This is a genomic window from Dactylosporangium sp. CA-152071 (genome assembly GCF_050936335.1).
Lineage (GTDB): Bacteria > Actinomycetota > Actinomycetes > Mycobacteriales > Micromonosporaceae > Dactylosporangium > Dactylosporangium maewongense.
In genome coordinates, this window is record NZ_JBNJMZ010000002.1 from 3,825,164 (window position 1) to 3,851,184 (window position 26,021).

Annotated in this window: 24 protein-coding genes; 12 read left to right on the forward strand and 12 right to left on the reverse strand. The window is 72.2% G+C overall.

Annotated elements, in window-relative coordinates:
* Nucleotides 1-55: 55 nt before the first annotated feature.
* From ACQEVZ_RS57150 to ACQEVZ_RS57180, 7 genes are read left to right on the forward strand one after another with little or no spacing between them, the layout of a single operon-like run.
* A complete protein-coding gene (locus ACQEVZ_RS57150; protein WP_344504764.1) occupies nt 56-1,378 on the forward strand; it encodes an ABC transporter substrate-binding protein in 1,323 nt (440 codons plus the stop codon).
* A gap of 4 nt (nt 1,379-1,382) precedes the next feature.
* A complete protein-coding gene (locus ACQEVZ_RS57155; RefSeq protein ID WP_433384763.1) occupies nt 1,383-2,306 on the forward strand; it encodes a carbohydrate ABC transporter permease in 924 nt (307 codons plus the stop codon).
* Nucleotides 2,296-3,153, forward strand: coding sequence for a carbohydrate ABC transporter permease (locus ACQEVZ_RS57160; protein ID WP_433384766.1), 858 nt, complete (start codon nt 2,296-2,298; stop codon nt 3,151-3,153). The genes ACQEVZ_RS57155 and ACQEVZ_RS57160 overlap by 11 nt, the downstream gene beginning before the upstream one ends.
* The gene (locus ACQEVZ_RS57165; RefSeq protein ID WP_433384769.1) at nt 3,150-4,262 is read left to right on the forward strand and encodes a Gfo/Idh/MocA family protein; all 1,113 of its coding nucleotides are present in this window, start codon (nt 3,150-3,152) and stop codon (nt 4,260-4,262) included. Before ACQEVZ_RS57160 ends, ACQEVZ_RS57165 begins: the two co-directional genes overlap by 4 nt.
* Nucleotides 4,259-5,095, forward strand: coding sequence for a sugar phosphate isomerase/epimerase family protein (locus tag ACQEVZ_RS57170; protein ID WP_433384772.1), 837 nt, complete (start codon nt 4,259-4,261; stop codon nt 5,093-5,095). The genes ACQEVZ_RS57165 and ACQEVZ_RS57170 overlap by 4 nt, the downstream gene beginning before the upstream one ends.
* A 31-nt stretch (nt 5,096-5,126) precedes the next feature.
* Nucleotides 5,127-5,639 (forward strand): RNA polymerase sigma factor, encoded by a 513-nt coding sequence (locus ACQEVZ_RS57175; protein WP_433384775.1) that lies wholly within the window; start codon nt 5,127-5,129, stop codon nt 5,637-5,639.
* Nucleotides 5,636-6,661, forward strand: coding sequence for a CU044_5270 family protein (locus ACQEVZ_RS57180; protein ID WP_433384778.1), 1,026 nt, complete (start codon nt 5,636-5,638; stop codon nt 6,659-6,661). The genes ACQEVZ_RS57175 and ACQEVZ_RS57180 overlap by 4 nt, the downstream gene beginning before the upstream one ends.
* 11 nt (nt 6,662-6,672) lie before the next feature.
* Here the strand turns inward: ACQEVZ_RS57180 and ACQEVZ_RS57185 are convergent, their stop codons facing one another.
* Nucleotides 6,673-7,344, reverse strand: a complete 672-nt coding sequence (locus ACQEVZ_RS57185) for a copper homeostasis protein CutC (RefSeq protein WP_433384781.1) — start codon at nt 7,342-7,344, stop codon at nt 6,673-6,675.
* A 100-nt stretch (nt 7,345-7,444) separates the two neighbouring features.
* On the opposite strand from ACQEVZ_RS57185, the gene ACQEVZ_RS57190 reads away from it, so the two are divergent.
* Both ACQEVZ_RS57190 and ACQEVZ_RS57195 read left to right on the forward strand, forming a co-directional pair.
* Nucleotides 7,445-8,434: a LacI family DNA-binding transcriptional regulator gene (locus tag ACQEVZ_RS57190; RefSeq protein WP_433384784.1), complete on the forward strand. Its 990-nt coding sequence runs from the start codon at nt 7,445-7,447 to the stop codon at nt 8,432-8,434.
* Between the two features lie 28 nt (nt 8,435-8,462).
* Entirely contained in the window at nt 8,463-9,374 is a 912-nt protein-coding gene (locus ACQEVZ_RS57195) for a fatty acid desaturase family protein (protein ID WP_433384787.1), read from the forward strand.
* 3 nt (nt 9,375-9,377) lie between these two features.
* Here the strand turns inward: ACQEVZ_RS57195 and ACQEVZ_RS57200 are convergent, their stop codons facing one another.
* The 11 genes from ACQEVZ_RS57200 to ACQEVZ_RS57250 form a co-directional block, all read right to left on the reverse strand.
* Entirely contained in the window at nt 9,378-10,325 is a 948-nt protein-coding gene (locus tag ACQEVZ_RS57200) for a WxL protein peptidoglycan domain-containing protein (protein WP_433384790.1), read from the reverse strand.
* Nucleotides 10,326-10,397: 72 nt separating this feature from the next.
* Entirely contained in the window at nt 10,398-11,606 is a 1,209-nt protein-coding gene (locus tag ACQEVZ_RS57205; RefSeq protein ID WP_344504751.1) for an Ig-like domain repeat protein, read from the reverse strand.
* Nucleotides 11,607-11,749: 143 nt separating this feature from the next.
* Nucleotides 11,750-12,568 (reverse strand): phosphate ABC transporter ATP-binding protein, encoded by an 819-nt coding sequence (locus tag ACQEVZ_RS57210; protein ID WP_433384794.1) that lies wholly within the window; start codon nt 12,566-12,568, stop codon nt 11,750-11,752.
* A 25-nt stretch (nt 12,569-12,593) separates the two neighbouring features.
* A complete protein-coding gene (locus tag ACQEVZ_RS57215) occupies nt 12,594-13,643 on the reverse strand; it encodes a sortase (RefSeq protein ID WP_433384797.1) in 1,050 nt (349 codons plus the stop codon).
* On the reverse strand, nt 13,640-14,347 hold the full coding sequence (locus ACQEVZ_RS57220; protein ID WP_433384800.1) for a hypothetical protein: 708 nt from the start codon (nt 14,345-14,347) through the stop codon (nt 13,640-13,642). Before ACQEVZ_RS57220 ends, ACQEVZ_RS57215 begins: the two co-directional genes overlap by 4 nt.
* A gap of 83 nt (nt 14,348-14,430) precedes the next feature.
* On the reverse strand, nt 14,431-15,525 hold the full coding sequence (locus tag ACQEVZ_RS57225; protein ID WP_433384803.1) for a hypothetical protein: 1,095 nt from the start codon (nt 15,523-15,525) through the stop codon (nt 14,431-14,433).
* Between the two features lie 104 nt (nt 15,526-15,629).
* Complete coding sequence (locus ACQEVZ_RS57230; protein ID WP_433384806.1) at nt 15,630-18,272, reverse strand: hypothetical protein; 2,643 nt, start codon at nt 18,270-18,272, stop codon at nt 15,630-15,632.
* Nucleotides 18,269-19,864, reverse strand: a complete 1,596-nt coding sequence (gene pstS / locus ACQEVZ_RS57235) for a phosphate ABC transporter substrate-binding protein PstS (RefSeq protein ID WP_433384809.1) — start codon at nt 19,862-19,864, stop codon at nt 18,269-18,271. The genes ACQEVZ_RS57230 and pstS overlap by 4 nt, the downstream gene beginning before the upstream one ends.
* Nucleotides 19,854-21,377 (reverse strand): phosphate ABC transporter permease PstA, encoded by a 1,524-nt coding sequence (gene pstA, locus ACQEVZ_RS57240; RefSeq protein WP_433384812.1) that lies wholly within the window; start codon nt 21,375-21,377, stop codon nt 19,854-19,856. The genes pstS and pstA overlap by 11 nt, the downstream gene beginning before the upstream one ends.
* Nucleotides 21,374-22,396 carry a phosphate ABC transporter permease subunit PstC gene (pstC, locus tag ACQEVZ_RS57245; protein WP_344504742.1) on the reverse strand — a complete coding sequence of 341 codons (1,023 nt, stop codon included), beginning with the start codon at nt 22,394-22,396 and terminating at the stop codon, nt 21,374-21,376. Before pstC ends, pstA begins: the two co-directional genes overlap by 4 nt.
* Complete coding sequence (locus ACQEVZ_RS57250) at nt 22,393-22,944, reverse strand: hypothetical protein (protein ID WP_433384815.1); 552 nt, start codon at nt 22,942-22,944, stop codon at nt 22,393-22,395. The genes pstC and ACQEVZ_RS57250 overlap by 4 nt, the downstream gene beginning before the upstream one ends.
* 222 nt (nt 22,945-23,166) lie before the next feature.
* Here ACQEVZ_RS57250 and ACQEVZ_RS57255 point away from each other — a divergent pair, with 222 nt between their 5' ends.
* From ACQEVZ_RS57255 to ACQEVZ_RS57265, 3 genes are all read left to right on the forward strand, one after another.
* Nucleotides 23,167-23,886 (forward strand): peptidylprolyl isomerase, encoded by a 720-nt coding sequence (locus tag ACQEVZ_RS57255; RefSeq protein WP_354891003.1) that lies wholly within the window; start codon nt 23,167-23,169, stop codon nt 23,884-23,886.
* 9 nt (nt 23,887-23,895) lie between these two features.
* Nucleotides 23,896-24,279, forward strand: a complete 384-nt coding sequence (locus ACQEVZ_RS57260; protein ID WP_433384819.1) for a VOC family protein — start codon at nt 23,896-23,898, stop codon at nt 24,277-24,279.
* 214 nt (nt 24,280-24,493) lie between these two features.
* Nucleotides 24,494-25,825: an IS4 family transposase gene (locus ACQEVZ_RS57265; protein WP_433384822.1), complete on the forward strand. Its 1,332-nt coding sequence runs from the start codon at nt 24,494-24,496 to the stop codon at nt 25,823-25,825.
* The last annotated feature ends 196 nt before the right edge of the window (nt 25,826-26,021 follow it).

Sequence of the window (26,021 nt, forward strand, 5' to 3'; positions counted from 1 at the left end):
CAGCAGCAACGATGCGCTCCGTCACACCCCCAGTGAACGAGGAGTGGACACCCCTATGAAACGCGTTTCCATCATCGCCGCGAGCCTTCTGCTCTTAGCCGCCTGCGGAGGCGGCGGCGACGACAAACCGGGCGAAACGGGCCTCAACGGCGCCGGCAAGACGCTCAACGTGCTCGTCCAGGCCAACACGATCTACCCCGACCAGCAGCGCGCCTGGTTCACGGAGATCAACGACAAGTTCAAGGCGCAGACCGGTGCCGAGGTGAAGTTCGAGACGTTCGCCTCGCCCAACGACGAGCTGACGAAGATCCAGACGTCGGTGCTGTCCGGTCAGGGCCCCGACATCTACTCCCTCGGCACCACGTTCACCCCGACGGCCTACGCGACCGGGGCGTTCCTGGAGCTCAAGGACGACGACTGGAAGAAGCTCGGCGGCAAGGACGCGTTCCTGCCCTCGACCCTCGGCATCTCCGGGCCCGACGCCGAGCACCAGGTCGGCATCCCGTTCACCAGCCGGCCGTTCGTCATGGCCTACAACACGGAGCTGCTCAAGGCCGCCGGCATCGACAAGCCGGCGACGAGCTGGGACGAGCTGCTCGTCCAGGCGAAACAGCTGACGAAGGGCGACACCTACGGGCTCGCGGTCGCCTACGCCGACGGCTTCGACCCGTGGAAGTTCATCTGGGCGATGAGCGTCCAGGCGGGCAACCCCCTGGTCAAGGACAAGAAGGCGTCGCTGAACGACCCGGTGACCCTGAAGGCGTACCAGACCTACCTCGGCTGGCTCGCCACCGACAAGGTCGTCAACCCGGCCGCCGTCGGGTGGAAGAACGCCCAGGCGATCGCCGACTTCGGCGCCGGCAAGGCCGCGTTCCTGCCGATGGTGTCCGCCACGTCGAAGGTCACGCTCGACAAGTCGTCGGTCGCCGGCAAGTACGCCTACGCGATCATGCCGACCGTCCCGCCGGGGCAGACCAGTACACCAGGCGTCGGCGCGACCAGCATCCTGTCCGGTGACAACCTCGTCGTGGCGAAGTACACGAAGAACAAGGACCTCGCCCTCGCGCTGGTGAAGCTGCTGACCAGCCCCGAGCAGCAGGAGTCGTACTACAAGACCTTCGGCGAGCTGCCCACCAACGCGACCGCGGCGAAGAAGCTGCAGGCCGACCCGGCGCTCGCGCCGATCATCGACTCGGCGTCGAAGGCGAGCGGCACCCCGTTCAACGGCGCGTGGAGCCAGGTGCAGCTGGCCCTCGTCAACGTCGTCGTGCAGTCGATCCCGGCGCTGAAGGACGGCAAGCTGGACGAGGCGAAGCTCAAGCAGCTGATCGCCGACGGCCAGAAGGCCGCGCAGGACGCGCTGGACAAGAGCAAATAGATTCATGGCGATCGAAACTGCCGCACCGCCGGCGGCCCGGGGCACCACGCCCGGGCCGCCGGCCCGCCGCCACCCCAAGCACCGTCCACTGTGGATGCTGACGCCGGGCGGCGTCCTGCTCGTCCTGGTGATCCTGGTGCCGCTCGGCGTCGCGCTCACCGTGTCCCTGCTCGACCTCGACCAGTACACGCTGCGTGAATGGACCGGCGCGCCGTTCATCGCGCTGGACAACTACGTCGAGGCGGTCACCGACACCGCCCTGCCGCACGCCATCTGGGTCTCCGTCGGCTACTCGGCCCTGGTCACCGTCGCCACCCTGCCGATCGGCCTCGCCGCCGCGCTCGCCACCCAGCAGCGCTTCAAGGGCCGCGCGCTGGTCCGGTCGGCGTTCCTCATCCCGTACGTGCTGCCGGCGTTCGTCGTCGGCACGGTGTGGCGCACGATCCTCATGCCGTCCGGCCCGGCGAACTCGCTGCTCGGCGACCAGCGCCTGTGGCTCAACGGCCCCGACAGCTACTGGACGCTCGTCGTCGTGCAGCTCTGGACGTCGTGGCCGCTGCTGTACCTGCTGGCGGCGTCGGGCCTGCAGAGCATCGCCGAGGAGGTGCACGAGGCGGCCGCGCTCGACGGCGCCGGCTGGTGGGCGAAGCTGCGCCACGTGGTCTTCCCGCACCTGCGCGGCGTCCTCGCCCTGGCGCTCATCATCGCGTTCCTGCACAACCTCAACAGCTTCACGCTGCCGTACGTGCTGTTCGGGGTGCCCGCCCCGCACGACGTCGAGGTGCTGCCCGTGCTGACCTACGTCGAGAGCTTCCAGAACTTCCGGTTCGGGCTCAGCGCCGCCATGGCCGTGCTGTCGCTGATCCTGGTGGCGATCCCTCTGTCGGTGTACCTGCGCGCGGTGAGGCTGAACCAGCATGAGGACTGACGTACAGCGGCTCCTGCCGAGAAGCGTGCAGGCGGTGGTCATCGCGGTCCTGCTGGTGTTCGTGCTGACGCCGGTGCTGTACATGCTGTTCGCGTCCGTCAACGACGACCTCGCCGTCGCCCGCGGCGCGTTCTGGCCGACGAGCCTGCACCTGGACAACTACAGCAAGATCTGGTCGACCGTCGACCTCGGCGCCGGGCTCGGCAACAGCGTGGTCGTCGCCGGCAGCGTCGCCGTGGTGTCCGCGCTCGTCGCCGTCGCCACCGCGTACGTCCTCGTGCGGTTCCAGTTCCTCGGCCGCGGCCTGATCCTGCGCGGCCTCCTGGCGCTGCAGTCGATCCCCGGCACGCTGATGCTGCTGCCGGTGTTCGTGCTGTTCGCGAACCTGTCCGCGGTCCTCGGCGTGCAGGTCATCGGCACCAGGTGGGCGCTGTTCGTCACGTACCTGACGTTCGCGCTGCCGTTCTCGACCTGGGTGATGGTGACGTACCTGCGGGGGCTGCCCGCGGAGCTCGACGAGGCCGCCCGCCTCGACGGCGCGTCCTCGTGGCGGATCCTCCGCTCGATCGTCATCCCGCTCAGCTGGCCCGGCCTCGTCGTGGCGAGCATCTTCGCGTTCCTCCTCGGGTGGAACGACGTGCTGTTCGCCTCCGTGATGACCAACCCCGACAGCCGCACCGTCGCGGTGGCCCTGCAGGTGTTCGGCGCCACGCAGGAGGGCGGCGCCATCCCGATCTACGGGCAGCTGATGGCCTCCGCGCTGATCTGCGCGCTGCCGGTGGTAGTGCTGTACCTGGTGTTCCAACGGTTCCTGGTCGGCGGCCTGACCGCCGGGGGAGTGAAATGACAGACCTGATCAACGTGGCGATCGTCGGCAGCGGCATCATCGGCGGCAACCACGCCGACGCGATCCTGCGCCATCCCCGGCTACGGATCGTGGCCCTGATCGACGCGGTCGACGCCGCGAACGCGGCCCTGGCCGCCCGGATCGACCCGCCGCCGTCCTGCCACCGCACCCTGGGTGCCGCGCTCGCCGCGGAGCGGGTGGACCTCGTCGCGATCTGCACGCCCAGCGGCCTGCACGTCGAGGCCGCCGAGGAGACCCTGCGGTCCGGCGCGCACCTGCTCGTCGAGAAGCCCCTGGACGTGTCGCTGCCGAAGGCCCGCGCGTTCGCGAAGGTCGCCGCGGAGGCCGAGCAGCGCGGGCTCGTCTGCGCCGTCGTCAGCCAGCACCGGTTCGACCCGGCGATGGTCGCCGTGCGGCGGGCCGCGCGCGAGGGCCGGCTCGGCCGGCTCACGTCCGCGGTCGTGTCCATGCCGTGGTGGCGGGACCAGGCCTACTACGACTCCGCCGACTGGCGCGGCACGTGGGAGTTCGACGGCGGCGGCGCCGTCGCCAACCAGGGCATCCACCTCGTCGACCAGATGCTGGCGCTGCTCGGCCCGCCGGTCGAGGTCACCGCCCGCACGACCCGGATCGCGCACGAGCGGATCGAGGTCGAGGACCTCGCCGTCGCCACGCTCCGCTTCGCCGGCGGCGCGCTCGCCGTGCTGCACGCCAGCACCAGCGCCCACCCCGGCCTGCCGGTGCGGCTGCAGCTGCACGGCACCCGCGGCTCCGCCGTGCTGCACGACGACCAGCTGGAGTACTTCCACAGCGCCGACACCGGGGAGACGGCCGCCGACCTCGTCGCCGCCGAGGACCTGTACGGCGCGCCCAAACCGGCGGACGGCTTCGTCGTCGGGCACCTGCGCCAGTACCAGGACCTCGTCGACGCCATCGACGAGCGGCGGCTTCCCGGGGTACGGGTCGCGGACGGCCTCCTGGCCCTCGCCACGGTGCGGGCCGTGTACGTGGCGGCCACGCTCGACCGGCCGGTGCTGTTCGACCAGGTCCTCGACGGCGTCCACGACGACGTGCAGCCGGTGGTTTCGACACAGGAGGTTCAGGCGTGAGGTTCTCGGTCTTCACCGCATCGACGCCCGACTGGGCGCCCGACGAGGTCGTGCGGCACCTCGCCGCGCAGGGCTGGGACGGCGTCGAGTGGCGCGTCGTCGACCAGGATGACGCCGACCAGCCCGGCTTCTGGAAGGGCAACCGGGCCACCTGGCCGCTGACCGGCCTGGAGGCTGCGCTGCCGGAGATCGCCGCCCTCACCCGCGGCGCCGGCCTCGAGTTCTCCGGTGTCGGCGGCTACGCGCGCAGCTTCGAGCACGACGACGTCGCCCGGCTCCTCGCCGCCACCGCGATCCTCGGCGCGGGCCGGGTCCGGGTCACCATGCCGCTGCTGTCGACCGGCCGCTACCCGGACCTGTTCGACGCCACCCGCAAGGACCTCGAGTGGGCGACCGGGCTCGCCGAGCGGCACGGCGTCACGATCCTCATCGAGCTGCACCACGAGACGATCGTGTCGTCGGCGTCCGCCGCGATGCGCCTCGTCGACGGGCTCGACCCGCGGCACGTCGGGGTCATCCACGACCTCGGCAACCTCGTCATCGAGGGGCACGAGGACCACCGCGCCGCGTTCGAGCTGCTCGGCCCCTACCTGCAGCACGTCCACGTGAAGAACGTCGCGTGGCGGCCCGTGGACACCGCCGCCGACGGCACCGTCACCTGGGCGCACGACTGGGCGCCGCTGCGGACCGGGCAGGCCCACGTCGGCCGCTACCTGCGGGCGCTCGCCGCGCACGGCTACGACGGCTGGGTCACCGTCGAGGACTTCTCCACCGAGGTGCCCCTGGCGGAGCGGACCGCGGACAATCTCGGATATCTGCGGAGCCTGCTGTAACCACTCCCCCTGCGGCGACATAGAACGGGGTATGGACGACGATCGTGACACCGGCTGGTTCCGGGCCGTGTACGCCCGGAACTACGCCGACGTCGTGCGCTACTGCCTGCGCCGGCTGGACGGCACCGCGGCCGCGGAGGAGCTGGCCCAGGAGGTGTTCCTGGTCGCCTGGCGCCGCCGCTGGGACGTGCCCCCGCAAGCGCTGCCGTGGCTGTACGGGGTGGCCCGCCGCCTGCTCGCCAACCAGCGGCGGGCGCAGCGGTCCGCCCCGCCGACCGTCGAGCTCGCAGAGCACCCCGCCGCCGACCGGCACGACGGGGTCACCGCGCTGCTCGACGTGCGGGCCGCGCTCGCCCGCCTCTCCGACGACGACCAGGAGATCCTGCGGCTCGTAGCGTGGGAGCAGCTCGCCGTCGGCGAGGCCGCGCTCGTGCTCGGCTGCGGCGTCACCGCGGCGAAGGTGCGCCTGCACCGCGCCCGCCGGCGCCTCACCGACCTCCTCGCCGAAGCCCCGACACCGGCCCGCCTCGGAGGTGCCCGATGAACGACCGGACCCTGGACCTCCTCGCCGCCGCCGACCCGGCCCGCGACGTGCCCGTCCCCCCCGGCGACGTGGAGGCGCTGCTGCGGCGCGCCGCCCACGACGTCACCACCTACGAGGTGCGCGTCCCCGACCGCCGCCGGCGGGCCCTCGTCGCGGTCGCGGTGGGCGTCGCGGTGGCCGCGGTCGCCAGCGCGGCCGTCGCCGTCCTCACCCGGCCCGCGGCCGACCCCGCGGCGCCACCGGCCCCGGCGACGAAGGCCCCGGCTACGACGGTCCCGGCGACGCCGAGCGCGGCCTCCGCCGGCTGCCTCGACCAGATCGCCGGCGACATGGGGGCCGCGCCGCACGACACCGCGAAGGGCGCCTACGAGTACCTGCGGACGTCGTCGCTCAGCGGCCGCACGGTGCAGATGAAGGACGGCGGGTTCGCGCGCGCGTCCTACCGGGTCGAGACGTCCACGTGGACCGCCGGCGACGGCTCGCAGCGCCGCACGGCCATGGTCGTGCAGCTGGCGTTCCCCGACGAGACGTCCGAGGCCTACTTCCGCGCCAACCCCGGCCAGCTCCCGAAGGCGGTGTCCAGGGCCGAGGACGTCCCCGCCGACCAGGTCAGCCGCGCCTCCGTCCCCGCCGCCGACCCGCTCGCCATGGCCGCCGCCCTGTACCAGCCGCGGGAGAACGGCCCGTCGCAGGCGCTCGTCGGCGCCGGCGACCTCGTCCGCGCCCGCGTCCTGGACGCTGAGCACCGGGCCGCGCTGCTGCGGTTCCTCGCCCGCACCGACGGGGTCACCTGCGCCGGCACGATGACCGACCCGATCGGCCGCACCGGCGTCGCGGTGACCGCGCCCCAGGGCGCCGGCCCCCTGCCCAGCCCCGGCGACCACCCCGCCCAGGTGCTCGTCGTGGACCCGGCCACCGGTGAGATCCTCGCCGCCGGCACTACGGACACCGGCGGGGTCACCTGGCAGGACGTCTACCAGGAGCGTGGGTTCATGGACACGTGGCCCGCCACCACCCGGTAGGGGCGGCCGGGTCAGCCGTCCAGGGTGCGGCGCAGGTCGCGCACCAGGACGGGGTCGACGGGGGTCGTCCAGGTGCCGCCCTCGCGGACCGCGCTGCCGGAGTGGAACGCGGTCACGCCGGCCGCCCGCAGCGGGGCGACGTGCTCGTGCCGCAGGCCGCCGCCGGCGAGGACCTGCGGCCGGGTGGGGGCCTCCGCGAGGAGCGTGGCGAGGCCGTCCGGCAGGCCGGTCGGGGCGCCCGAGGTCAGCACGGCGTCCAGGCCGGGCAGACCGGTGATCGCGGCCCAGGCGGCGGGCCGGTCGGCCGTGTGGTCGATCGCCCGGTGGAAGGTCCACGGCGCGCCGTCCAGAACCTCCAGGACCTCCAGGACCGCGGGCAGGTCCACCGCGCCGTCCGGGGTGAGGAAGCCCAGGACGAACTCGGCGGCGCCGGCCGCCCGGAGATCCTTCGCGGTGCGCCGCAGGGACCGGAGATCGCCGGCGGCGAAGCCCGCGGCGGTGCGCACCATCACCCGGACCGGCAGGCCGGCGGCGTCCCGGACCGCCGCCACGGTCGCCGGCGCCGGGCTGAGACCGTCGGCCGCCATGTCGCTGACCAGCTCCACCCGGTCCGCCCCGCCCTCCAGCGCCAGCCGCGCGTCCACGGCGTCGAGGGCGATGACCTCCAGCAACGGCCTGATCATGAACCAATCGTGCCAGCGCCGCCCCCGGACCTGCCCGTGCCGGGCCGCCGAGGTGTCCGGCGGCACACCCGGGCGGTGGCAGAGCGCTAGGGTTGGTGCGGTGCAGCACAAGCGCCCCACCCTGGACGACGTCGCGCAGGCCGCCGGGGTGTCCCGGGCCACCGTCTCGCGGGTCATCAACGGCAACCCGCGCGTCGCGGCGGACGTCCGCGAGCTGGTGGACCGGGCCGTCGAGCGGCTCGGCTACCGGCCCGACCCGGTCGCCCGGGCGCTCGCCCGCGGGCACGGTGACGTCGTCGAGCTCATCGTCATCGACGACGAGCCGACGTGCTTCGGCACCAACCCCTACTACGGGCGGGTCGTCGCCGGGATCATCGACGGGCTGCGGCGGTCCGAGGCGCAGATGCGCGTGCACGTCGTCGGGCAGGCCGACGCGCCGCGGCTGCTCGACCGCGTCGCGCACACCGTGAGCGCCGGCGCGATCCTCGTCAACGTGCCCGCCCCGCTCGCCGCCGCCTTCCACGCGGTCTGCCCGCGCGTGGTGTCGATGGGGCGCACCGCGGCGCCCGTGCCGTCGATCGTGCCGGACAACACGACGGGCGCGTACGCGGCGGTCCAGCTGCTGCACCGCAACGGCCGCAAGCGCATCGCGGCCGTGCCCGGGCCGGAGCACATCGCCGACGCCGTCGACCGCCGCGCGGGCTACCTCGCCGCGGTCCGCGACGCGGGGCTCGAGCCGATCACCGGCGAGGCCGGCGAGTTCAACCGGACGTCGGGCGCGGAGATCACCCGGCGGCTCCTGGCCGAGCACCCGGACATCGACGCGCTGTTCGTCGCGTGCGACCTGATGGCCTCCGGGGCGCTGCAGGCGCTCGCCGCGGTGGGCCTGCGGGTCCCCGAGGACGTGGCGGTCATCGGCTTCGACGACAGTCTCATCGCCACGTGTACGACGCCGCCGCTGACCTCGGTCCGCCAGCCGGTCGAGGAGATGGCGGCCGCCGCCACCCGGGCGCTGCTCGGCGGGGAGACCGGGCCCGGCTGGCACGGCACGTTCCCCACCACACTGACCGTCCGCGACAGTTCAGGCTGAGTTCTCCTACCGGCGCTACCTTTCGGGCATGGCTGCCCGTCAGACATTGATCTCGGGGGTACTGACCACCGCCGCCGCCGGCACGCTCGTGCTGCAACTGCTGATCCTGCCGGTGTGGCTGCTGCCCGCCGACCCGCGCTGGGGCTGGCTGCTCGTCCCCCTCGCGCTCACCACCGTGCCGCTGTGGTCGCTCATCCACGAGGGGATCCACGGCACCCTCCTGCGCGACCGGACCTGGAACGACCGCCTCGCCAGGGTCCTCGCGACCGGCTACGGCGCCCCGTTCTCGCTGCTGAAGGCCGGGCATCTGCTGCACCACCGGTACAGCCGCACCCGCCGCGAACGGACCGAGGTCTACGACCCCGCGGTCACCACCTGGCTCGCCGCCGCCCGCGGCTACTATCCGCGCCTGCTCGGCGGCCTCTACGTGCTGGAGGCCGCGTCGGTGGTCCTCGCCGCCGTGCCCGCCGCCGGGTGGCGGTGGCTGGTGCGCCGCACCGACTCCCTCGACTCCGTCACCGGGCTGCTCTTCGAGCGGGTCTCGAAGCGGGACACGCTGCGCCGCTTCCGCGTCGAGTCCCTGGCGGTGGTCGTCACCTACGCCGGCTCGGCCGTGGGCTACGGGCGGCACGCGTGGATGCTCGCGGTCGCCGTCGGCGGGCGGGCGCTGCTGGTGTCGCTCGCCGACAACGCCTACCACTACCGCACGGAGCTGGAGCGCCCGCTGGAGGCGATGAACCTGCGGCTGCCCCGGCCCCTGGAGCTGTTCGTGCTGGCGTTCAACCTGCACAGCGTGCACCACCGGCACCCGGGGCTGCACTGGCACGAGCTGCGCGGCGCCTTCCACGCCGAGGCCGACGAGTGGCATCTCGGCTGGGGCACCGCCGTCGTGCGGCAGTTTCGCGGGCCGATCCCCGAGTCGGCCCTGCGCCGGCGGTGACGGTCAGGCCCGCAGCAGGCGGCGGCGCAGCCGCCAGCGGACGACCAGCGCGACCGCGCCCAGCACCAGGACCAGCAGGCCGACGAGCCCCCACGGCGACGCCCACACGGCGGCGCTGCGGCTGGCGATCGGCAGCCGGCCCTCCTTCGCCTCCGCGTTGACCGTCACGGCGGCCGTCAGGCGCCCCAGCGACATGACGCCCGGGATGCGCTTCTGGACGCTCAGCTCCGCGCCCGGCAGCATCTCCGGCACCGTGATCTCCTCGCTCTCGCCGAGGGAGACGCCGAGCAGGCCGCTGGCGCGGACCTTGGCGGTGCCGTGCACGCGGACGTTGCCGGCGTTCTTCAGCCGGTACGTGACGACCAGGTCGCCGGTGCCGAACGGCAGCGCGGGCGAGCCGTAGACGACGTTGAGCGAGGACACCTGCACGAGCGGCTGGACCGGGCCGGCGACCCGCAGGTACATCCGGGCGGCGATGCGGCGGTCGACGTTGACCTGCTGGCCCTGCGGGTTCGTCTGGCGCTCGATGACCGAGGCGACGATCCCGCCGGCGTGGTCGCCGGGTGTGGCGTTGGTGGGCACGCGGAGCGTGAAGGCGATGTCGGCGCGCTTCTTCGGCTGCACCGTGTAGGACTTCGGGGTCAGGTCCGTCCACGAGCCGATGTCGTTCGGCTGGGTCGTCCCGGTCAGCAGCGCGAAGGCACCGTCGGGCGCGGTGAACGCGTCCGTGGAGTAGACGGTGAAGGTGATCGGGGCGTCGCTGAGATTGCTGACGCCGACCATGTCGGTGATGACGTCACCGGGCTTCGCCTCGAAGTCGTAGGCGGCGCGGCCGTTCGGGCCCTCCGGACCCGACGGGGTCACCGCCCAGCGCAGGCCGTCGCCCTCGCGCGCCTCCGCGGGAGCGGGCGCTACCAGTACCGACGCGGCAACCGCCAAGACGAGAAGCATTCGACGCACGGGAGACCTCCTACGACGCAAGGGTGCGGCCCGTGAGGACCGCACCCTGCTTGGATGAACCGATCAGGCGAGCGTCAGCGTCAGGGTGGCGCTGTACGCACCGGGCGCGACGTTGTCCGGGATGACCAGGGTCAGGCCGGCGCCGCACTCGAACGTGCCGGCGCTGCTGCCGACGTTCGACTTGCACAGGGTCGACGGGCTGCCGAGCCCCGTCGCGTTCGTGCCGGTGACCACCGCGCCGGAGCCGCTGACCTTGACCGACGACGGGGTCCAGCCGAGGTTCGTGCCCGGGATGGTGCTGGTGGCACCGGTGAAGTCGCTGACCTGGCCGACGAGGTTCCACCCGGCGTTGGTGCCGCGCAGGTCCACGACGGTGGCCTTGTTCAGGTTGCCGGTCGCCTGGCCGCCGACGGAGCCGCCGGTCAGCGCGACGGTGGTGCCGGCAACGTTGAGCGAGAACTGGCCCGGCGCGATGTCACCGGTGATGGTCTGCTCCTTGGTGATGGAGCCGGCCGGCGCGGTGATCGTGTAGGCCAGGTTCGCCGACGTGGAGGCAAGGTACGCCGCCGAGTCGGGCGTGTACGTCGCCGAGAGCGAGAACGCGCCCACCGGCAGGTTGTTGACCGAGAGGGTCGCGGTGCCGTTGACGACCGGCGCGGTGCCGATCGCGGTCGCGCCGCGGTTGAACGTGACCGAGCCGGTCGCCGCGGCCGGGGCCACGGTCGCGGTCAGGGTCACCGGGGTGCCGGCGACCTGCGGGCTCGCCGGGGCGGCCGCGAGGGTGGTGGTGGTCGGCACGGCCGGCTCGGCGCCGCCCTTCACCTTCCAGTTCTCACCCGTGACCGTGATGACCGTGCGGAACAGGTCCGGGTGGTCACCGGTCGACTCGCCGGTGCACAGCACGGCGATCTCGTAGTCGCCGTTGCTGAGCGCGGTGCCGCCGTACGCCGAAACCATGGACCGGTTCGCGTCGAGCGTGAACGCGGCCTGGTCGTAGTTGGCGGCGTCGCCGACGCGGGCGAGGTTGCGGTAGTCGCCGCTGCCGACCTTGCCGATCTTCAGACCCGCGTTGGTGCCGTAGTTCGCGGGGCAGGCCGCCGACGTCAGCGCCGACAGCGCCGGGTTGGTGGTGGTCAGGCCCTGGGTGGGCGTGAGCGTGAGCGTGCCCAGGTCAGCGGCGTTGGCCGGGGCCGCGGCGAGGCCGACGACCGCCACGGAGGCCGCGGCGGCCACGACGACCGCCCGGACCAGCAGGGACTTCGGACCCTTCATGAATCACTTCCTCTACTCGAAAGAGGCGCTCTTGCGTTGCTCGATCAGGTTTTCGGCGCGGCGTTTCCCGGCGGGCAGGCCAACTCATACGCCGGACATGCGCAAAGCGAATTCGAGGTGTCGCCCGTTCCGAAACGGCGCTTTTATCCGAAGCGGCCGTGCACGTAGTCGGCGGTGCGGCGGTCCTGCGGGGTGTCGAACATCGCCTTGGTCAGGCCGTGCTCGACGATGACGCCGGGGGTGCCCTGCTCGGCGAGGAAGAACGCGCAGTGCTGCGACACCCGCTGCGCCTGCTGCATGTTGTGGGTGACGATGACGATGGTGACCTCGGTGGACAGCTCGCCGATCGTCTCCTCGATCCGCCGGGTCGAGGTCGGGTCCAGCGCGGAGCACGGCTCGTCCATCAGCAGCACCCGCGGCCGCACCGCGAGGGACCGGGCGATGCACAGCCGCTGCTGCTGGCCGCCGGACAGGGCGCCCCCGGGCGAGCGCAGCCGCGTCTGGACCTCGTGCCACAGCCCGGCCTTGCGCAGGCACTCCTCGACCAGGTCGTCCTTGGTGCGGCGGGACGCCCGCACGGCGGTGAGCTTCAGCCCGGCCAGGACGTTGTCGTAGATGGACATCGCCGGGAACGGGTTGGGCTTCTGGAACACCATGCCGACGTGCCGCCGGGCGTCGGTGATGCGCCGCGACGGGTCGTAGAGGTCCTCGCCGTCCAGCAGCACCTCCCCGGCGAGCTCGGCGCCGGGCACCAGCTCGTGCATCCGGTTGAGGATGCGCAGGAACGTCGACTTGCCGCAGCCGGACGGGCCGATGAGCGCCGTGACCTGCCCCGCCGGCATCCGCAGCGAGACGCGGTCGAGGACCTTGTGACCGCCGAACCACGCGGAGATGTTCCGCGCGTCCAGCTCGGCGGTCGTCGGGGAGTCGACGGTGGACGGGTCGAGCGTCGTGCTCGTCACGGCAGGGCCCTCGCAATCGGTGTGGTCACAGGACGTTCGGCAGCAGCCGGACGGCGACGTCGGACGTGGCGGTGCCGATCACGGCGAGGACGGGGACGCCGACGACCCACGCCTGCACGCCGCCCCAGCGCCGCCGCGCCCAGGTGACGCCAAGGCCCGCGGCGAGCAGCAGCTGCCCCCACAGGACCAGCGGCATCCAGGCCGAGTCGTCGCCGGCGAGCACCTTCTCCGACGCCGGCAGCTGTGCGTACCCGAGCTGCCGCGGCGGCGCCGGAACCGTCTCGGTGCCGTTGTCGAGGTCGGCGTCGACCCGCACGACGTCGGACGGGAAGAACATCGTCCCGGCGGCGGTCATCAGCGTGACCCGGCTGCGCCCGGGCGCGACCGGCGCCGGGGTCAGGTCGCCGGCGTGCCGCACGCCGAGCACCACGAACGTGAACTCGCCCTGGCCGGTGACGACCTCGACCCGGTCGCCGGAGTTGAGCCGGAACAGCCCCGCGAACGGGGCGCCGTAGGCGGCGTTACGGCCCATGATGACGCTCGTGCCGGCCTGGCCGGGCAGCGGCGTGTCGCGGCGGTGGCCGGGGCCGGACTGCATGACGCCGCCGGTGGTGCCCTCGAACACGACCTGCTGGACGCCGAGCGCGGGGATGCGCAGCACGGCGACGGGCGTGCCGAGGGGCAGCAGCTTGCCGTCGGGGCCGATCTGGCCGACGGGTGCGGTCGCCTCGGCGAGTGCGCCGCGGAAGTCGGCGTACGCGGTCTGCTGCACCCGGCCGTACCCGAGCTGCGACAGCAGCGTCACGTGCAGCGTGAAGCCGACGAGCAGCACCGCGAGGATGCTCAGCCCGGTGCCCGCGATCCGCAGCCCCGACGCCGGCTGGTCCGGTGGCGGGACCGCCCTGTCCGGTTTCTCGATCCTGTCGGTCCGGTCGGGCTCCTCGAACGTCACGTCGATCGCCGGCTCCGCCGGCGGGATCATCACGGTGACCGCGGAGGCGCCGCCCACCCAGGTCGTGTACTGCGGCTCGCCGTCGGTCGCGCCGCCGCCTGCGCCGCGCTCCGGCTCGCTCATGCCAGCCTCCGCCGGCGGACGAGGCGGACGATCAGGACACCGGCGGCCACCAGCCCGAGGCCGATGGCCGCGGTGCGGGCGACCGCCGAGCCGGTGCGCGGCAGGCCGCCGCCGGGCGTGCCGGTCGGCGACGGCGAGGCGCTCGTCGCCGCGGGGTCGACCTGCATGTTGAGGGTCTGCTTGTTGCTGCTGCTGCCGGGCCCGCCGGTGGGCCCGGTGGTCGGGCCGGTCGTGGGGCCGGGGCCGCCACCGCCCGCGGTCCAGGTGGTGCCGGCGACCCGGATCGTGGTGCTGAAGACGTCGGGGTGGTCGCCGGCGCTCTCGCCGGTGCAGACGATGACGAGCGTGTAGTCGCCGTCGGTGATCGGCGTCGTGCCGAAGGCGGCGCGCATCGACCGGTTCGGCCGCAGCGTGGGCGGCACGGCGTCGTAGTTGCCGTCGTCGCCGACCCGGGTCAGGTTCGCGAACTGCGACGTGCCCGCCCGCGCGATGCGCAGGCCGGCGTTGGTGCCGTAGTTCGCCGGGCAGGCCGCCGACGCGGTCGCCGTGGCGAACATCGGGTCGGTGTCCACGCTGCCGGTCGCCGGCGTCACGGTGATCGAGCCGAGCGGCGCGGCGTGGGCCGGGGCCGTCAGGGGCCCGGGCAGGGTCACGGCGGTCACGGTGACGGCGGCGGCCACCGCGGCGGTTCGGCGCAGGCGCATGGGGAGATCCTCGTCTCGACAGGGATGGCCGGGCGTCCACAGTGGACGCCCGGCCGGTTGGCCTTACAGGGGGGCCGCGGTGCTCAGGACGCGGCCTTCAGCGAGGTCGAGCCGCAGACACCCTCGAACAGGGTGGCGCCGGCCGTGGTGCGGAAACCGAACCCGAAGAGCTCGATGACCGACTGGTTGACGCAGACCGCGGACGTGGCGCCGACGAACGTCTGCGCGATGACCGGCTCCGCCAGGCGGCGGGTCGGGACCACGTTGTAGACGTCACGGATCAGCTGGGGACGGAAGTTGATGTTGAGCTTGCCGTTGACGATCGGCTGGAGGCCGTTGACGCGGCCGATGCGGGAGGTGCCGCGCCGGTCCTCGACCACGACGCCGGTCTGGGTCGCGATGGTGGCGGCGTTGCCCTGCGCGATGAACTGGCCGACCGAGAACGGCATGATGTAGTCGTTGTGGCCGGCGAGGACCCGGGCGTCGTGCTCCTGGATCGGCGCGCCGTTCACCGTCTGCACGATGCACGGGTAGTCACCGTTGGCGATGTCGGCCTCGGCGATGCCCATCTTGCTGAGCCAGAAGGACCGGGTGCCCGAGCCGGACTGGACCAGCAGCGGCTTGACCGGCACACCGCTGACGACCGTGGTCAGGCAGCGGTAGATGCGCTGCAGCTGCACGAAGGTCAGGCTGGTCGGCAGGTCGCTGTCGGTGTTGACCGCGAACGACACCGCGTCCACCCCGAACGGGATGTACGTGTAGTTGCCCGTGGTCTGCGGCGAGGAGCCACCGCCGTAGCTGGAGGAGCGGGCGAAGTCGATGCAGCCGGTGACGTTGACGCCCTGGTAGACGTTGCCACCGTCGTTCTCGGACGCCTTGAGGGCGGTCCGGCCGGCGCCGGAGCCGTCGGGACGGTTGAACTCGCAGCCGGTGGTCTTGGTCTTGATCAGGCCGGCCGGGCGGGCGTCGTAGGACGCGATCACCTTCGAGCCGCCGCTGGTGACGGTCTCGCCGAGACCGTTCAGCACGTCCTGGGTCGTGTCGGAGCCGACGCCGGCCAGCTGGCGGTACTCGCCGGCCGGCGGGTTGGCGGCGGCGGGTGCCGCGGTGACCGTGAGGGTGACAGCGGCGACCGCGAGGCCGAGGCTGACAGCCCGTCCGAAGGTCAGCACCTTCATGCGTTTCCCCTTCTGCTTCAGGGTTTGCGAGGGTCGAGCGTGGTCATCATTCGCAGGCGGTTCGTGCGGGGCCGGTCGCCAACATGTAGGCCGGATGAACAGGCTCACCGGCGTTCGCGTCGGCGGGCCAGCCCGGTCAGCACGGGGCCCGCGGCGGCCGCGAGCAGCCCCGCGCCGAGGATCATCGACAGCAGGTACCGCTGCGCCCACTCGACGGGCTCCGGATCCGTGGCCCGGGCCGCCGGCACCGGCGCGGCCGACAGGCTCGGCCGGGCACTGGTCGGCGCGGCCGACGGCACGGACCCGCGGGCGGGCAGGGTGCCCCCCGTGACCGGCGCCGCGGTGGTCGTGGTCGCCGCAGGTGTCGGCGGCGCCGTCCAGCCGCGCCTGACCATCTCGGCGGCGCTGCGGGCCTTGGCCTTCAGCGAGTCCGGCAGCGGCACGTACCCGGGTGGCAGGTTCCCGACGGAGACGCCCTCGTTCTGCCCGTCTCCCGCGACGAACTCGATGAGCTTCGCGTACGCCTCCCGCAGCGCCTGCCCGCGGCTCGGGTCGACGGCGGCGTAGGTGAGCATCGTCAGCGGGTACGCGCCCGGCTTCTTCAGCGCCGGGTCCAGCGCCAGGACGTCGGGGTTGGCCGTCGGTCCCATCGCCGCGACCGCCGCCTGCAGGCTCTGCTTCGTCGGCGTGACGTAGGCGTTCAGGTCGGTGGGGTCGCTGCCGTTGAGCAGGCTCGCCGAGTACAGGCCGAAGCGGGCCGCCGACGCCGAGTCGGTGATCGCCATGACCCACCGGTTGCCCTTCGTCTGCGGCGCCGCCCGCTTGAGCGTGACGATCTGGTGGTCACTGCTCTGGTACTTCGCCTCGTCGAACTCGACCTCGGAGTGGGTGTCAGCCTTCAGCGTCTGCTGCGCCCCGTCGGTCATCGACGACGTGTAGGGCTGCTTGTTGAAGATGCACACCCTCAGGTCCAGCTTGAGGTCCGGTCGCGGATCGCTGCAGGTGGGGTCCGACTTCGGGAACCGGTCCGGCACCACGCCGTCGAGGCCGAAGTCCTGGTAGTACGAGTTGACCTTCATGTGGTACGTGACGCCGGTGACCGGGTCTTTGTGCTCCGGGTCCGGGACGCCGGACAGGAAGTCGCGGGCGGCCTTGTCGGCGAGGATCCAGGCCCACACCGCCCGGTTCGCCGCGGAGCCGCCCAGCGGCACCATCACCGGCTGGATGTCGCGGTTGGCCCGGGAGAACCGGAAGTCGGGGTTGATCGTGATGAACTCGGGGTCGGCGAGGATCGTCCGGTAGTTGTCCTTGAGGTGCTCGGCCTTCGACCCGTCGGGGATGTCGCGCTGGTAGGACGAGGTCAGCAGCTTCGCCACCAGCTTCGGGGTGAGCCGCATCCCGTTGACCTGCCTGGCCCGCAGCAGCTCCTCCTCCGGGTTCGTCGACCCGGGGTTCACCTGGTTGTCGATGGTGAACGCGACGACGACCGACGACAGGGCCACCGGCGCGTGCACCGGCGGCGGGCCGCCCGGCACGCCGACCACCGGGCTCGAGGTGAACCCGAGCCCGGGCGAGTTGTCGCCGGTGCCGAGGACCGCGCTGGACGTCTCGTCCTCCGACGTCGGCGTGTAGCCGTACACGTTGCCGGTCCTGCCGCACAGCGCCGGCTGCCACGCCTGCATCGCCGGTGCGGCCATCTCCGAACCGACCGTCGCACGCTCGGCCTGGTCGATCGGGCACGGCGTCTGGACCGACCGGAAGTCCAGCCGGACCGCGATGCGGTGCTTCCAGTGGGTGGCGGCCAGCGGCGAGCCGTTGACGGGGACGTCGGTGCCGTCGAGCTTGTCGCCGGTCAGCGGGTCGTGGTGCCCGCGCGGCACGATCACCAGCCAGCACGGCTGGATGACGCCGCCGGAGTCCGGCAGTCCGCAGCCGAGGTGCGGCGCCTCCATGTCGGTCTGCGCCTCGAACACGACCCGGCCGGTGCCGTCGCCGGCGGTGTAGCCGTAGGGGATCTCGTTGGTTTTGTTCTTGTCGAAGTACTCGGACATGATGACGTCCGAGCCGGTCGTCTGCGGGTCGAGGTTCCCCGGGTAGGGGTCACTCCTGCCGCCGTGGCCGATCCGCGTGCCCTTGACCGAGCGGAACGGCGCGATGACCGCGTCCGGGGGCAGCGTCTCGGCCGGGTCGGGCAGGCCGTTGATGCCCACGGTGCGGATCGTCCCGCCGCCGGGTGCCTTGTCCCCGCCCCACACGGGCGTGTCCAGCAGCGCGCCGAACTGGCACGTCTCCCGCCCCCACAACGGGTCCTTCGCGGCCCCCTCGTGGAACGGGTCCGGCGCGTCGGGGTCGCCCCAGCACTGCATGAACGCGAACACGTTCTGGCCGATCGTGGCGTCGGGGGTCGGCGGGGCGTTCTTCCAGGAGATGGTGATGCCCTGGTTGCCGAGGTCGCGGGTCTGCGACACGGTGATCTCGGTGCCGTCGAAGTCGCCGCCGGCCTCGCCCGGCTTCACCGTGATCGTCTTCGCCGACGACGTCGGCACGTCGACGCCGAGCGGCGGGACGAACGTGTCGCCGGCGGTCGCGGTGGCGCCCCGCACGAGCGTGGCGAGCAACAGCACGCCGACGACGCCGGCGCCGGCCAGCCGGCGCTTCCACACCGCCCGCGCCGCACCGCGTGGCGGCGGCAGGTCGTCCGGTGCCGGCTGTTGCCCGGTGGTTCCCGTGGCGACCGTGGCGCTCATCGCCGGCCGCCGTCACGGTCGCGCCGGCCGCCGAGGGACCGGGACAGCATCGGCGGGCCGAAGATCAGCCCGATCAGCAGCGCGCCGGCGACGATCATCAGCGCCCGGCGCAGCCCCCAGGTGCCGGCCTGGTCCAGCGACACCGGCACGCCGGCCACGTCGTTGCCGCCGGCGGCTCGCGCCGCGTCGAGGGTCTCGCCGGTGTCCGGGTCGACGACGGCGGCCGAGGCCGACGCCGAGGCCGACGGGCCCGCGGTCGCCGTACCACCGGTCCCGCCACCGCCGCTACCGCTCCCGCCGCCGACGGTCGTGGGGCCGGCGCCGCCGGTGCCCGTGGTGCACTGGTCGCCGCTCTGGACGTTGTCGCACTCCGGCGGGTACGGCGCCGTCGTCGCCAGCGCGTTCTCGCCGTTGGGGCCGAACGTCGGGTTCTGGCACTTCGTCACGTCCCACGGCGACGCGGCGCTGCCCGGGATCCGCGCGACCTGCGCCGCGGCGGCGTCCACGAGGTTCCTCGGCAGCGGCGAGTACCCGAGGTCGTCCACCTGGGCCTGCCCCTTGCACAGGAAGTAGTGCGCGAACTCCGCGAGGGTGAAGCCTTTGTTCTCGTTCATCTGCATCCGCAGGTCGGTCGGCAGCACCATGTACGAGTAGGACGACAGCGGGTAGGTGCGCTTGTCTTCGTTGGTGTAGACGTTGTCGAGGTTCTGGGTCAGGTCGGCGTTGATCGTCGCGTGGGTCATCGCCACCGCCACCGCCGTGTCCGTCGGCTCGACGAAGTACCCCTTCTTGTTGAGCACCTTCACCACCGGGAACTTGGCGGTCTTGGCGTAGGAGTACTCGACGTAGGTGATCGCGCCCTCGTACCGCGGCTGCGCGACGTAGCCGGAGACGCCGTTGGACCCGCTCTGCCCGATGTTCTTGCCGCTGATCACGGGGAAGTAGGAGGTCAGGCCGCACGGGCTCTGGTTGCGCCCGACCGACCGGCAGAACTCGCCCCAGACGTCCTGGTGCTGCTTGCTGAGCCAGAGCGTGAACTGGGCGCTGGTGCCGGAGCCGTCCGAGCGCACCACCGGGATGATCTTCCGGTTGGGCAGGGGCAGCTTCGGGTTGTCCCGCTTGATCTGCGGGTCGTCCCAGAACGTGATCTTGTTCGTGAAGATCTTCGCGATCGTGTCGCCGGCCAGGCGCAGGTTGGTGACCCGCTTGCCGCCGATGGTCAGGTTGTACATGAACGAGGTGCCGCCGGCGACGATCGGCATGTAGGCGTAGCCCCGGCCGGTCGGCGGCGAGTCGATGTCGCGGGTGGCGCTGTCGGGCATGCCGTACGGGATCTCGGAGATGCCGAAGTCGACCTTGCCGTTGGCGAACTGCTTGCGGCCGTCGGTCGAGCCGGTGTCGGCGTAGGACACCTTCAGGCCGAACTGGGTGACGTTGCCGATCCACGCGCGCAGGGCCGGCTGGCTCCAGGTGGAGCCGGCGCCGGCGATCTGCACCTTGATGGGTGCGGCGTACGCGGGGTTCGGCTGCGCCGCGATGGCCAGAAGCCCGAGGACGACCCCGGCGGCGGTCTTGGCGACGCTACGGAACATCGGACATCTCCTTGTCGGGATCCGCCTGCGGGCGGCTCTGGGACGGTGCACCGTCGAGGTCGGCCTGCTCGCGGCGCTGGAACCGCTTGACGTCGAGGGCGGATGCGACGGCCCGGCGCCTGAGCTGCCCGGAGGACAGCTCGCCGGGCCCGCGGCCGCCGATGATCCGGGCCGCCACGAAGAGCACCAGGACGAGCAGCATGAGCACCGCGCCGGCGCCGAAGCCGCGGATGATCATCTCTTCCTGCGGGAAGCGCACGCTGTTGAACACCAGCAGGGGCAGCGACACCTGCGGGCCGGCCGCCGGGTTGAGGGCCATGAACTGGGTGAAACCGGCGGTGATGAGCACCGGCGAGGTCTCCCCGATGCCGCGCGCGGTGCCGAGGATGACGGCGGTCGTCAGGCCGGACCGGGCCGTCGGCAGGACCACGTGCCAGACGGTGCGCCACTGGGAGGCGCCCAGCGCGAACGACGCCTCCTTCAGCGTCCCGGGCACGAGCCGCAGCACCACGTCGGAGGCGCGGATGATGATCGGCAGCGTCATCACCGACAGCGCGATCCCGGCCGCCAGGCCCGACTTCTGCTGGTCGAGCGCCAGGATGAGGCCGGCGTAGACGAACAGGCCGGCGACGATCGACGGCAGCGCCGTCATCGCCTCGACGAGCGTGCGCACGAACCGGCTGAAGCGGCCCGGAATCTCGCCCAGGAACACCGCGCAGGTGATGCCGAGCGGCACCGACAGCGTCAGCGCGATGCCCATCTGCTCGAGCGTGCCGACGATCGCGTGCAGCGCCCCGCCGACGTTCAGCGGGCTCGTCGGCTGCACGACGCTCATGTCCTCGATCCAGAAGTTGACGTGCACCAGCGCCGGCCAGGCCCGCCAGAAGGTGAAGCCGACGACGACCACGAGCAGCAGCAACAGCAACATGCCGACGCCGGTCATGACCGCCGCGGCGATCCGGTCGCGGATCGCCGGCCCGTCCTCGGTGAGGGACGTCAGCAGCCCGAGGAACGCCAGGAACGCCAGGAACGTCACGACGATGAAGCCGAGCACGCCGTCGAACGGGGCGATCTGGCCGAACAACAGGGCGGTGAACGCGAGCGCGGCCAGCAGCGCGCCGGTCACGTTGAGCCGGTCGAGGCGCCGGCCGGCGCGCAGCTCGCGGCGCCGCTCCTCCCCCGGGGCCGCCTCGGGCAGCGGGCGCCGCACGAACGTGAGGGCCGTGTCGGGGCGCGCGTGCCGCGGCCCCCCATCGGCCGCCTTCACCGGACCGGCTGCCCGGGTCGCGGTGTCCGGCTCGCTCCGGGTCCCGTCGGGCTTCGTCAGGTCGACGCGGGTCCGCTCGATCGCCGCGGCAGCGTGCCCCTGGTCCTGCGCGTGCCCGGCGGTCGCGGTGGCGTGGCCCTGGTCCTGCGCCTGATCAGCCGCCGCGACGGCGTGGTGGTGCGTCTGCCCGGTCCCCGGGGCCGTGTCCGGCTGTCCGGCCGTCCGGGCGGTGTCGGTGGAGGTCATGTGCCGGCTCCGGAGCGGGTGCGGCCGATGACGATCGACGCGGCGAAGTTGACCAGCAGGGTCATCAGGAACAGCGCGAGGCCCGCGGCCATCAGCGCGGAGACGGCGAAGTCGGCCGAGTCGCCGTAGCGCAGCGCGATCAGCGACGACACCGAGATCGCGCCGGTCTGCAGCACGTGCCACTGGATGTCGAACACCGGCGAGATGATCATGTAGACGGCGATGGTCTCGCCGAGCGCCCGGCCCAGGCCGAGCATCGAGCCGCCGATGACGCCGCCGCGGCCGTACGGCAGGACGACGGTGCGGATCATGCCCCAGCGGGTGCCTCCGAGGGCGTAGGCACCCTCCCGCTCCCCGATCGGCGCCTGCGAGAAGACCTCGCGCGAGATCGAGCAGATGATCGGGGTGACCATCATCGCCACGACCGTCCCCGCGACGAAGCTCGACGCGGTGAACACGGTGATGCTCGACAGCGGGTTGGCCGTGTCGTAGTCGGCGACCTCGAAGATCGGGATCCAGCCGAGGTACGTGGCGATCCACCGCGACAGGTGGATGATGTTGGGCTGCAGCAGGAACACGCCGAACAGGCCGTAGACGACGCTCGGCACGGCCGCCATCATGTCGACCAGCGTCACCAGCATCCGGCGCATCCGCCGCGGCGCGTACTCGCAGATGTACAGCGCCGTGCCGACCGCGACCGGCACCGCCAGGACGATCGCGATCCCGGCGATGATGACCGTGCCCGGCACGACGGCGGCGATGCCGAAGCTCCCCTCCAGCGGGTCGGGCTCCCACCCCTTGGTCGTGAAGAAGCTCCAGCGCACCACCTTGAGCGCGGTGACCGCCCGGTACGCCAGGAACGACCCCACGAGCAGCGCCACCAGCAGCACCATCGCGCCCGCACCCCGGGCGACGCCGCGGAACACGCGGTCCGCCGGGGACGGGCGCCACTTCAGCGGGCGCGGCGCGTCGGCCTCCCCGGCGCCGGTGGCCTCGGAGGGCGCTTCGACGACCGTCATGCCGGCGGGTTGCCGGGGGTCGCCCGGTACATCAGGCGGGCGCCCTGGGCCCGCACGTCGCGCTCCCCGAGACGGGGGCGGTCGGCGTACGGACCCCGGGCGCCCCGCGGCGCCGGGCGCGGCGAGAGGACCGCCGTGTCACCGCCGGCGCCGAGCACCAGGGGATGACCGCCTCGGACACTGCGGGTGCCGGCCACCACGACCGCCGCCGGCACGGCTTCCAGGAAGCGCTCGAGGTTGTAGTGGCATTCCCTTGCGCGCAGATAGGAACGACTGGACATTCCGACGGTGCTGCCGTCCAGCTCCACCCGCCAGACCCACTGCCCGCTGGACTCCACCGCGGCGACCGCGCTGCTCGCGCCGGCGAACCCGGCCCGCAGGTGCAGCACCGCGTCGCGGCAGGCTCCGTAGGTCTCGAACAGCCTTGCCGCTCTGCCCAGCGGCCGGTTGTTCGGCGAGACCAGCATCCAGGTCGTGGCCTCGGCTACCGTGCCGTCATCGGCGGCCGCCGCGGCCAACGCTAAGAAGACGAACCTCGATTGTTGCACCAGCTACCCCTTCGTCCACCCGGCACGCCCACCCTCTGGGACACACGCTCGGGACAGCGCATGTCCAACAGGCGCGGCCGTGTGCGCACGCCGGACATGCAAGAGGTGAACAACGGGAAGGGGCACCGCCGCTGCTATGCCGCCGATCCGTGCCCAAACGGGCATCGGCCTTGACGCGGTACATCGACATCCGTTAGACCTCTAAAAGATTCCCAATCTTCGATGGAGGACAACGTGGTCCGGATCCGTGCCGTCGTGGTCATGCTCGCGGTGGCGGCGTTCGCCGTCGCACCCACACCCGCCTCGGCCGCCGCTCCCGGCGGACCGACGACCGGGCCGTGCGCGTACACCCCGACACCCGACGACCCGGCGGTCCGGCCGGTGCCACTGCCCCGCGACCCGCGGCACACGCCGTCGCGCGGCACGGTGACCGTCACGCTCTTCACCAACCTGGGCCTGATCCCGCTGACCCTGGACCGGGCGCAGGCGCCGTGCACGGTGCAGAGCTTCCTGCACCTGACCCGGCACGGCTTCTACAACCGCACGATCTGCCACCGGCTGACGACGTACCCGACGCTGAAGGTCCTGCAGTGCGGCGACCCGTCCGGCACCGGCGAGGGCGGCCCGGGCTACAAGTACAAGGACGAGCTGCCGACCGACCTGCCGCCGGCCCCGACCGACCCGACCGGCGCCCGCAAGGTGTACGCCCGCGGCGTGCTCGCCATGGCCAACGCCGGCCCCGACACCAACGGCAGCCAGTTCTTCCTCGTGTTCGCCGACTCGGCGCTGCGCCCCAACTACACGATCTTCGGCAGCGTCCGTCCGCTCGGCCTGCACACCCTGGACCGGATCGCCGCGGGCGGCGTCGCCCCCACCGACGAGGACCCGGCCCCGGTCGACGGCGCCCCGGCCCTTCGTACCTCGATCCTCCTGGCGGCGTAGATTCCCGCTGTGGCTCACTACAGCAGGCTGTACACCATCGTCCTGGACGTGCCCGCGACCGACGAGGACACGACCGTCACGTTCTGGCGGGGCGCGCTCGGCGCCCCGCTGGAGCGCGTCGGCAAGTACCCGGACTTCCACGGCGCCCGCATCCCGGGCCACGACCTGGTCCTGCTGACCCAGCGCCTCGGCGACGGCGCGCCGCGGGTCCACCTGGACTTCCACACCGACGACCTGGAGGCCGAGGTCGCCCGCCTGGAGTCACTGGGCGCGACCCGCCTCGACCGCCACGACCGCTGGTGGACCATGCGCGACCCCGCCGGCATCACCTTCTGCGTCGTCGTCGACCCCCCAGGCACCCTCAACGCCACCAACGCCACCGAATGGCCCTGACCCCGTTTTCCATGATCCGGAAGACTTTGTGCTGCCATAGCGCAATGCCGCGTAGTTAAGCGGTTTCCTGGTTGTTGGGCTGCGGGTTTGCGGGTATGGCGAAGCCCCTGTAGAAGGTTGGTCGACCAAGATCCAACTTGATACAGGGGCTCCGTTGAGCGTGGATTCTTCCATGACGGCCGAACCGGCGTGGCGACAGCTTGGGCTGGGTGTGTTGTCGCAGGTTGTCCCGGGCTCGTTGATCGACGAGGCGGTCGCGGCGACCGGGGTCGGGCAGCGGCGGGTGCGGTTGCTGCCGGCTCGGCTGGTGGTGTTGTTCGTCCTGGCGATGGTGGTGTTCTCGGGTAACGGATACACCCATGTGTGGCGGCAGATGGTGTCCGGATGGCCGGGGCTGGCCCGGCTGGCACCGACTCGTTCGGCGTTCACGCAGGCGCGGCGGCGGCTCGGCGAGGCGCCGCTGGCGTGGCTGTTCACCCGCCTGCGGGGGGCGTGCGGACAAGCGCACACGCCCGGGGTGTTCGCGTTCGGGTTGCGTAAGGTCGCCTGGGACGGGACCACGATCACCGTGCCCGACAGCCCGGGCAACGCCGAGGCGTTCGGCCGGTCTCGTGGCGGGGGCGGCAACGTCGGTGGTTATCCCCGGCTGTGGCTCAACGTGCTGATCGAGTGCGGCACCCGCGCGGTCGTCGCTGCCGCCTTCGGTCATGGCGGTGAGGTCGCGCTGGCCGGACACCTGCTCGGCGGCCTCGGCCCCGACATGCTGCTGCTCGCCGACCGCAACTTCTGCAGCTACCAGCTGTGGCAGCAAGCCCGCGCCCGGGGCGCGCATCTGCTGTGGCGGGTCAAAGCCGACCGGCTGCTACCCGTGCACCACGTACTCCCCGACGGATCATGGCTGTCACGGATCAACCCGTCCAGAGCCGAACGAGCCGCAGGCGCCACCGCGATCACGGTCCGGGTGGTGCGGTACGCCATCACCATCACCACAACCGGCCCACACGGGCGCACCAGCCGCCGCGAACACGTCCGGCTGATGACCAGCCTGCTCGATCCGGACCTGGCATCAGCAGCCGACCTGGCCGCCTGCTACCACGAACGATGGGAACAGGAAACCGGCTACGCCGACCTCAAGACCTGGCTCCGCGGCCCGGACGTCATCCTGCGCTCCCGCCAGCCACAGGACGTGCGCCAAGAACTGTGGGCACACCTGATCGTCTACCAAACACTGCGACACCTGATCACCGACATCGCCACCAGCCAACACCTCGACCCGGACACGTTGTCGTTCCTCACCTGCCTCCGCATCATCCAACTGAAGATCACCAACCTGGCGATCGTCGCCGGGCAACCCATGACCGAAGCCCTCCTCGAACTCGAAGACCACCTCCTCACCGAACAGATCCCAACCCGACGCACCCGCAGCAGCCCCAGAGTGGTCAAACGACCCACCAAGCCATACCCAAGCAAGAAACCCGGCGTCACCAGCACACACGCCACCTACACCATCGAAACCCTGCCACCAGCCACCCAGGAAACCGCTTAACTACGCGGCATTGTGCCATAGCGACACAAAGTCTTCCGGATCATGAGAAACCCCCACCGCGGAGGGCAACCACCGGATGGGCGCGGATGCGCAATCCGGCCGCGCGAAGCGCTGGCTGTGCGAGCACAGCGAGCATTGGGGGTCCGGGGTGAGAATCCCCCGGCGGGCCCCGCCGCGGCAGCGGTGGGGAGGCGAG

What these genes read in the sequence shown, in the direction of transcription:
- ACQEVZ_RS57200 (WP_433384790.1), bottom strand. Translation starts at nt 10,325, where the DNA reads ATGCTTCTCGTCTTGGCGGTTGCCGCGTCGGTACTGGTAGCGCCCGCT.
- ACQEVZ_RS57180 (WP_433384778.1), top strand. Translation starts at nt 5,636, where the DNA reads ATGAACGACCGGACCCTGGACCTCCTCGCCGCCGCCGACCCGGCCCGC.
- pstS (WP_433384809.1), bottom strand. Translation starts at nt 19,864, where the DNA reads ATGTTCCGTAGCGTCGCCAAGACCGCCGCCGGGGTCGTCCTCGGGCTT.
- ACQEVZ_RS57215 (WP_433384797.1), bottom strand. Translation starts at nt 13,643, where the DNA reads ATGAGCGAGCCGGAGCGCGGCGCAGGCGGCGGCGCGACCGACGGCGAG.
- ACQEVZ_RS57225 (WP_433384803.1), bottom strand. Translation starts at nt 15,525, where the DNA reads ATGAAGGTGCTGACCTTCGGACGGGCTGTCAGCCTCGGCCTCGCGGTC.
- ACQEVZ_RS57230 (WP_433384806.1), bottom strand. Translation starts at nt 18,272, where the DNA reads ATGAGCGCCACGGTCGCCACGGGAACCACCGGGCAACAGCCGGCACCG.
- ACQEVZ_RS57160 (WP_433384766.1), top strand. Translation starts at nt 2,296, where the DNA reads ATGAGGACTGACGTACAGCGGCTCCTGCCGAGAAGCGTGCAGGCGGTG.
- ACQEVZ_RS57195 (WP_433384787.1), top strand. Translation starts at nt 8,463, where the DNA reads ATGGCTGCCCGTCAGACATTGATCTCGGGGGTACTGACCACCGCCGCC.
- ACQEVZ_RS57205 (WP_344504751.1), bottom strand. Translation starts at nt 11,606, where the DNA reads ATGAAGGGTCCGAAGTCCCTGCTGGTCCGGGCGGTCGTCGTGGCCGCC.
- ACQEVZ_RS57185 (WP_433384781.1), bottom strand. Translation starts at nt 7,344, where the DNA reads ATGATCAGGCCGTTGCTGGAGGTCATCGCCCTCGACGCCGTGGACGCG.
- ACQEVZ_RS57155 (WP_433384763.1), top strand. Translation starts at nt 1,383, where the DNA reads ATGGCGATCGAAACTGCCGCACCGCCGGCGGCCCGGGGCACCACGCCC.
- ACQEVZ_RS57175 (WP_433384775.1), top strand. Translation starts at nt 5,127, where the DNA reads ATGGACGACGATCGTGACACCGGCTGGTTCCGGGCCGTGTACGCCCGG.
- ACQEVZ_RS57255 (WP_354891003.1), top strand. Translation starts at nt 23,167, where the DNA reads ATGGAGGACAACGTGGTCCGGATCCGTGCCGTCGTGGTCATGCTCGCG.
- ACQEVZ_RS57150 (WP_344504764.1), top strand. Translation starts at nt 56, where the DNA reads ATGAAACGCGTTTCCATCATCGCCGCGAGCCTTCTGCTCTTAGCCGCC.
- ACQEVZ_RS57220 (WP_433384800.1), bottom strand. Translation starts at nt 14,347, where the DNA reads ATGCGCCTGCGCCGAACCGCCGCGGTGGCCGCCGCCGTCACCGTGACC.
- pstA (WP_433384812.1), bottom strand. Translation starts at nt 21,377, where the DNA reads ATGACCTCCACCGACACCGCCCGGACGGCCGGACAGCCGGACACGGCC.
- ACQEVZ_RS57165 (WP_433384769.1), top strand. Translation starts at nt 3,150, where the DNA reads ATGACAGACCTGATCAACGTGGCGATCGTCGGCAGCGGCATCATCGGC.
- pstC (WP_344504742.1), bottom strand. Translation starts at nt 22,396, where the DNA reads ATGACGGTCGTCGAAGCGCCCTCCGAGGCCACCGGCGCCGGGGAGGCC.